General features: G+C 45.7%; 4 protein-coding genes. 3 read left to right on the plus strand and 1 reads right to left on the minus strand.

Annotated features, from left to right (window positions below):
* A partial coding sequence (locus tag R7E78_RS23715; RefSeq protein WP_318058304.1) for a VCBS domain-containing protein occupies positions 1-3,475 on the minus strand: 3,475 nt, incomplete at its 3' end.
* A gap of 369 nt (positions 3,476-3,844) precedes the next feature.
* On the opposite strand from R7E78_RS23715, the gene R7E78_RS23720 reads away from it, so the two are divergent.
* The 3 genes from R7E78_RS23720 (at position 3,845) to R7E78_RS23730 (ending at position 6,451) form a co-directional block, all read left to right on the plus strand.
* On the plus strand, positions 3,845-5,152 hold the full coding sequence (locus R7E78_RS23720; RefSeq protein ID WP_025576708.1) for a TolC family outer membrane protein: 1,308 nt from the start codon (positions 3,845-3,847) through the stop codon (positions 5,150-5,152).
* A gap of 5 nt (positions 5,153-5,157) precedes the next feature.
* Positions 5,158-5,775 carry an OmpA family protein gene (locus tag R7E78_RS23725; RefSeq protein ID WP_025576707.1) on the plus strand — a complete coding sequence of 206 codons (618 nt, stop codon included), beginning with the start codon at positions 5,158-5,160 and terminating at the stop codon, positions 5,773-5,775.
* 436 nt (positions 5,776-6,211) lie between these two features.
* Positions 6,212-6,451 carry an SgrR family transcriptional regulator gene (locus R7E78_RS23730; RefSeq protein ID WP_249121495.1) on the plus strand — a complete coding sequence of 80 codons (240 nt, stop codon included), beginning with the start codon at positions 6,212-6,214 and terminating at the stop codon, positions 6,449-6,451.
* The last annotated feature ends 73 nt before the right edge of the window (positions 6,452-6,524 follow it).

Raw genomic sequence — 6,524 nt, forward strand, 5'->3', positions numbered from 1 at the left:
GAACGTCGGTTTGCGGTTGGAAGACCGCTTCACCTGCATCAGGGTCATCCACGTTTAAGTTGCCGCCAGTGGTCAGCGTTACGTCTTCTTGAACCGCGCCTTTATCATCACCCGGTTGATCAGGTGTGATGATCGCTTTGTCGTCTGAGCCCGTGATCGTCACGACCACGTCATGAGTCGTGCCATCTGCAGACGTCACTGTCATGGTGCGAGTCACCGGATCGCTATCAGCGTCTAACGCTTGCACGTCTGGATGATTATTGTTTAGCTCATAGGTCCAGTTACCCTGCTCATCGATAGAGAAGGTACCCCAGTTGCCATCTTGAACGTCGGTTTGCGGTTGGAAGACCGCTTCACCTGCATCAGGGTCATCCACGTTTAAGTTGCCGCCAGTGGTCAGCATTACGTCTTCTTGAACCGCACCTTTATCATCACCCGGTTGGTCTGGTGTGATGATCGCTTTGTCGTCTGAGCCCGTGATTGTCACAACCACGTCATGAGTCGTGCCATCCGCAGACGTCACTGTCATGGTGCGAATCACCGGATCGCTATCAGCGTCTAACGCTTGCACGTCTGGGTGGCTGTTGTTCAGCTCATAGGTCCAGTTACCTTGCTCATCGATCGAAAACGTACCCCAATTGTCATCTTGAACGCCGGTTTGCGGTTGGAAGACCGCTTCACCTGCATCAGGGTCATCCACGTTTAAGTTGCCGCCAGTGGTCAGCATTACGTCTTCTTGAACCGCACCTTTATCATCACCCGGTTGGTCTGGTGTGATGATCGCTTTGTCGTCTGAGCCCGTAATGGTCACGACCACGTCATGAGTCGTGCCATCTGCAGATGTTACTGTCATGGTGCGAGTCACCGGATCGCTATCAGCGTCTAACGCTTGCACGTCTGGATGATTATTGTTCAGCTCATAGGTCCAGTTACCTTGCTCATCGATCGAAAACGTACCCCAGTTGCCATCTTGAACGCCGGTTTGCGGTTGGAATACCGCTTCACCTGCATCAGGGTCATCCACGTTTAAGTTGCCGCCAGTGGTCAGCGTTACGTCTTCTTGAACCGCACCTTTATCATCACCCGGTTGATCTGGTGTGATGATCGCTTTGTCGTCTGAGCCCGTGATCGTCACGACCACGTCATGAGTCGTGCCATCTGCAGATGTTACTGTCATGGTACGAATAATCGGATCACTATCGGCGTCCAACGCTTGCACGTCTGGGTGACTGTTGTTCAGCTCATAGGTCCAGTTACCTTGCTCATCGATCGAAAACGTACCCCAGTTGCCATCTTGAACGCCGGTTTGCGGTTGGAATACCGCTTCACCTGCATCAGGGTCATCCACGTTTAAGTTGCCGCCAGTGGTCAGCGTTACGTCTTCTTGAACCGCACCTTTATCATCACCCGGTTGATCTGGTGTGATGATCGCTTTGTCGTCTGAGCCCGTGATCGTCACTACAATTTGATGCGCTCCCCCTCCGACGGACTGCACAGCTATAGTGCGAACAACGGGTTCACTATCGGCGTCCAACGCTTGCACGTCTGGGTGACTGTTGTTCAGCGTATACGTCCAGTTGCCATCAGCATCGATAGAGAACGTACCCCAGTTGCCATCTTGCACGTCGGTTTGCGGTTGGAAGACCGCTTCGCCTGCATCTGGGTCATCCACGTTTAAGTTGCCGCCAGTGGTCAGTATTACGTCTTCTTGAACCGCGCCTTTGTCATCGCCCGGTTGATCTGGTGTGATGATCGCTTTGTCGTCTGAGCCCGTGATCGTCACTACAATTTGATGCGCTCCCCCTCCGACGGACTGCACAGCTATAGTGCGAACAACGGGTTCACTATCGGCGTCTAACGCTTGCACGTCTGGGTGACTGTTGTTCAACTCATACGTCCAGTTACCCTGCTCATCGATAGAGAAGGTACCCCAGTTGCCATCTTGAACGTCGGTTTGCGGTTGGAAGACCGCTTCACCTGCATCAGGGTCATCCACGTTTAAGTTGCCGCCAGTGGTCAGCGTTACGTCTTCTTGAACCGCACCTTTATCATCACCCGGTTGATCTGGTGTGATGATCGCTTTGTCGTCTGAGCCCGTGATTGTCACAACCACGTCATGAGTCGTGCCATCCGCAGACGTCACTGTCATGGTGCGAATCACCGGATCGCTATCAGCGTCTAACGCCTGCACATCTGGGTGACTGTTGTTCAGCTTATACGTCCAGTTACCTTGCTCATCGATAGAGAACGTACCCCAATTGTCATCTTGAACGTCGGTTTGCGGTTGGAAGACCGCTTCACCTGCATCAGGGTCATCCACGTTTAAGTTGCCGCCAGTGGTCAGCGTTACGTCTTCTTGAACCGCGCCTTTATCATCACCCGGTTGATCTGGCGTGATGATCGCTTTGTCGTCTGAGCCCGTAATGGTCACAACCACGTCATGAGTCGTGCCATCCGCAGACGTCACTGTCATGGTGCGAATCACCGGTTCGCTATCAGCGTCTAACGCTTGCACGTCTGGGTGACTGTTGTTCAGCTCATAGGTCCAGTTACCTTGCTCATCGATAGAGAACGTACCCCAATTACCATCTTGAACGTCGGTTTGCGGTTGGAAGACCGCTTCACCTGCATCAGGGTCATCCACGTTTAGGTTGCCGCCAGTGGTCAGCGTTACGTCTTCTTGAACCGCGCCTTTATCATCACCCGGTTGATCTGGTGTGATGATCGCTTTGTCGTCTGAGCCCGTGATCGTCACGACCACGTCATGAGTCGTGCCATCTGCAGATGTTACTGTCATGGTACGAATAATCGGATCACTATCGGCGTCCAACGCTTGAACGTCTGGGTGGCTATTGTTCAACTCATACGTCCAGTTACCTTGCTCATCGATAGAGAAAATACCCCAGTTACCGTCTTGAACGTCCGTTTGGGGTTGGAAGACCGCTTCACCTGCATCAGGGTCATCCACGTTTAGGTTGCCACCTGTGGTAAGCGTTACGTCTTCTCTTACTGCCCCCACATCGTCACCATCAATTAACGCCGAGGAGTTACTACTATCTATTTCAGTAGAACGATGCACGTCAGGTAAAACATTGGTATCGCTCTGCTCACTGTCTAAACCTGAAGTTTCAAAAAACGTACTTGCCAGAAGTTCAGCCCCTGAACGTTCAATTGTTCCGGAATTGGTTAAGCTAGAACTTAATTGCTCACCTGCAGCAGTAGCGTATTCTTCTCCTAATTCTGTAGGGTCATCACCTTGCGCAACGGCTTTAATGATTTCCTCAACTTCAGGAGATATATCTGAATTTGTATCACTGCGCTCTAATGAGGCATGCGCAGGTAGAGAATCACCATTCAACGTCTCCACGACAATCTCACCCGGAAGTAGGTTCTCCTTAGATTCAACTACTCTAATATGACCATCTTTACCGATTACAACATACTTATCCGTCGTTGAATTTGACTTTCCAACCAAAGTTATTACCCCATTTAACAGATGAAATAACCCCTCCCCTTGACTAAATCAGGCAATGAGAATTATTTCAGGCAGTGATACATTTAGTTAATAGTTTATCATTATTTGCTCAATGTACAACATGCACTTGTTCCCACAATAAGTTTCATGTTTTAAAGTGGTTTTATTTTGCCCCAGAAAGTCATATGCTATGCGGCTTATTTTTAGGGACTTTGTTCCAGCGATTACATTTTTTAAAATGATGGCTTAAATTAACCAAGCCAGATTTGATACAAACGTTTTCTTTAATATATCCGGTTCTTAAAGTTTCATTATTGAGACAATAAATTAAAAATAATTAGCGTTGCGAATTATTTGGGGAGACTTCTTTTGAAGCTTAGTAGTATTAGTGTTGTTTGTTTTGGTTTGTTAATACCTCTTCATTCCAGTGCACAAACATTAGAGCAAGCCGTAGCGGTTACATTTGCAACCAACCCAGAGATCAAAAGTGCGTTCAATGAATATATGAGTAAACGCTACATCATTGATCAATCCACTGGTGCATACAAACCGACCATCGATTTAGACGCAGGTATCGGTTATGAGGGCATAGATCCAGCGAACTCCGCAGATAGAACCGACATGACCCGTAAAGAAGCTGCAATTACATTTAGCCAGTTGATTTGGGATGGTTCTAAAACTCTTTACGATATCGATCGCACATCAGCAGACGCTGAATCGGTACGTTATCAATTGCTTGCTGATGCTCAAAATATTGCCCTACAAGTTGCTAAAGCGTATCTGGATGTAATTAAGGCACAGCAGTTCATTACTCTTTCAGAAAGCAACTTAAATACGCACGAGCGTATTTATACTGACATCAAAAAACGCACAGAATCAGGAATAGGCTCAGTCGCCGACTTGACTCAAGTTGAAGGTCGCCTAGCAAAAGCTCACAGCAATTTACTAGCTGCACAAAATAACTACAAAGATGCGCAAACCACATTTATTCGATTAGTGGGTGAAAACCCTCAGGATCTAATCTTTCCACGCGCAGACCAAAACTTTATTCCCGACTCCTTGGATGAGGCCAAAAATCAAGCTTTTGAAAACCACCCAGTGATAAAGATAGCTTTAGCAGATGTCGACTCTGCAAGATACCAGTACCAGCAAGCAGATGCGAACCACTATCCAGTAGTTTCCGTTGAAGCAGCACAAAACTGGCGTGATGATGCAGGAGGTATTGAAGGTAACAGTTCTGAAACCACTGCTATGCTTCGCGTCCGCTATAACCTATATAATGGCGGCAGAGATTCAGCAAACACTGATAGTATGGCCTACCAGCTCAACAAAGCGAAAGACCTACGTGAACGTGCCTACCGAAGTGTTGAGCAAGAGCTTAGTCTCTCATGGAGTGCTTTAGAATTGACTGGCAAACAAAAAACCTTTCTAAGCCAACATGTTGGTTCAATGTCAGACACCGTTGTTGCTTATCAAAAGCAGTACCGCATTGGTAAACGTACATTGCTTGATTTGCTCAATACTGAAAATGAGCTATTTGAATCCCGCAAAAACTACCTCGAAACGCAGTTCGATCAACAATACGCTAAATACCGAACTCTAACTTCTACAGGAAAACTTCTTGATGCATTGCGCGTCGATATTCCGCAAGAATGGACTCAGCCAGTAGAGTACTAAACACAATGAAAAACAATACCTTAATATTTCTAGCTCTATCAACAATGAGCCTAAATAGTGCATTTGCGACTGATAAGTTCGATTACATCCCTACTCCGGAGCACATTCAAGTCGCTGACCTTCATGACGTAGATAACGATGGCGTAATCAATGCTCGTGATCTATGTGCGAATACCCCAGTTGGTGCCGAAGTAGATAATGATGGCTGCGAAACCTACCTAAACAAAGAAGAACAGTATCAACTTAAGATTTTGTTTGCTAATGATTCAGACAGCATTAATCCAGTATTCCAACGTAAGATTACTGAATTAGCAGCATTCCTTAAGAAGTACCCTACGACTTCTATCGAAATACAGGGTTACGCAAGTAAAGTTGGTACCGCAGCTTACAACCTTGAGCTATCACGCCGCCGAGCAAGTAACGTACGCAACCTATTAATTAAGCAAGGTATTTCAGAGGACAGGTTAACTATTGTTGGCTTTGGTGATACCCATTTAGCTAAATTGGGGACAGATGATGTCAGCCACGCTTTAAACCGTCGTGTAACCGCTACCGTCATTGGCCATAAAGGCATGGTTAAAGATGAGTGGACGATATTTACTACCTTTCCCAAGGTAAACTAACACCCCTGCCTCTGGCCAGTTTTCATCAATGGCTAGAGGCATCTTCTATAGGGGCTTGATGAAACAGATATCAGTACATTTTACTGACTTAAACTAAAGCTAATCACCACCATTCATTTAGAGAATTGAGCTCCGTACGAAATTAAGAACCATCTAATTAATATAGTTGTAACTTACTTTAGAAAATATTATTAACTTATTTAATTATAAAAAATAAAAGCTGTCAGATAAAAATAGTAGTAACATATTTAATTATAAAAAATAAAAGCTGTCAGATAAAAATAGTAGTAACATATTTCACTTAAACAAGTGATTGCACTTTTTCGAACGAGTTACAGTGAGAAGTCTTAGCTAATCCAAAACTAGTGGTTGGTTATTTTACATACTAAAGTCGAGTGTCGCATTCCTATCTATTTACAAACTATGGCGCTGCAAAATGACCGAAACATGCCTTCGCAGATTGAGTCAGTTATTAAATCATTATAATCATTCGCAATTGCATCAAGTAAGCTTAGATGAGTTAGAAACCGTATTCGCAACCTCTCGGCGTAATACTTCCAATGTTATAAAAATGCTACATGACTATGGTTGGATAAGCTGGACACCAGGTCGTGGCCGTGGAAAAGCTAGTACTCTCAAAGTTATGATTTCTATGCACCAAGCCCTGTATAGGTAAGCGTTCACCGAGGTATCTTGACTTACCAGATCTGAAGAAACATATGCAGTTTATAGATCAAAAACGTTTGGGT

It is taken from the genome of Vibrio sp. YT-19(2023) (assembly GCF_033337395.1).